General features: G+C 46.2%; 2 protein-coding genes. Both read left to right on the forward strand.

Annotated features, from left to right (window positions below; translation table 11 throughout):
* The first annotated feature begins 398 nt into the window (after positions 1 to 398).
* Positions 399 to 737, forward strand: coding sequence for a hypothetical protein (locus A3730_RS29005; RefSeq protein WP_063519141.1), 339 nt, complete (start codon positions 399 to 401; stop codon positions 735 to 737).
* Positions 738 to 786: 49 nt separating this feature from the next.
* On the forward strand, positions 787 to 1114 hold a 328-nt coding region (locus A3730_RS30760), incomplete at its 3' end, for a hypothetical protein (RefSeq protein WP_231884089.1).

Raw genomic sequence — 1114 nt, forward strand, 5'->3', positions numbered from 1 at the left:
CGACTCGGGCCAGACCTGGACAGGTAGGAAAATAAGCGTGTCCCTGGAAGATAAAGAGCAGTACGAGGTTTATGTGGAGTCTGTGAACGGGGAGACGGACCTGCTTGGTCCCAAGTCCATCATTCTTAATGTTCAGTAGATAAATTAATAAAGGCGCTCTGGCATGTGGCCAGAGCGCCTTTATGCTGTTAGGAGGATTGGGGTTATGCCGATTCGACCAGAGCCTTTTGTCTTGAATTGTTCGCGATGCGGCTGGAAGAAGGGCGTAAGGCCAAAAAGCGATGTACTGACACCAGGCGAATGGGTGGATGAATGCCCGCGCTGTGGTTGTGAGGAGATTGAAACCAGGCGAACTGGGGTGATCGCGAGATTTTTAAATAAGATATCCTGAGGTGGTTATGTCTGTAAGGCGTTTATTCGGAACGGCGACAGCGGATGCTGGAGTATTTTGGAGTGACAAAGTTTCAGAGCAAGGATGGCGAATCCAGTACAACAAGACCTTGGATAAGGTTAGCCCTTTAAAGCCGTATAGATTGCTGGATCCATCCGGGAATCTGTGGGCGTCATCAGACACGATGCAGGAAATGGTTGATGACCTTCCGGGGTTGATAGATGAATTTTCAGGAAAAGATTCCCTGTTCTCGTCTGAAGAAGCAAAGAAATTGGCGAAAGAAGCTATTGGCATCCTTGTTACCGCAGGGCAAGTTTGGCTGGCCAAGGAAGTAAGCGAGGAGTGAAGGTGCTCTTTTTATTTGATTTTTTGGAATGCTGAGGATTGGTGTGGTTATGGAAGTTAAAAGAAAAGAACAGTTGGCTAACTATATTAAAGGGTTGGGCGAATATTTTTTTCAGGCAGTAGATTCCGCTCCATCAATGATGGAAGAAGTGGGTAGAAAATGGGGCGAAGAGCTTGATCAGGTTTCTTCTTCTGTTAGCCAGGGTGAAATTTATGTGCCAGTTGTTGGAGGGTTTAGTACAGGAAAGTCTAAAGCACGGAATAAGGTGATTGGTCGCAATATTCTTACTGAGAAAGTTACACCTGAAACGGCTATCACGGCAGAGCTTCGATATTCAGAATATGAATGCTTGATGGCACAGACTCAGTCAGGTGAAT

The organism is Alcanivorax sp. HI0044, assembly GCF_001634945.1.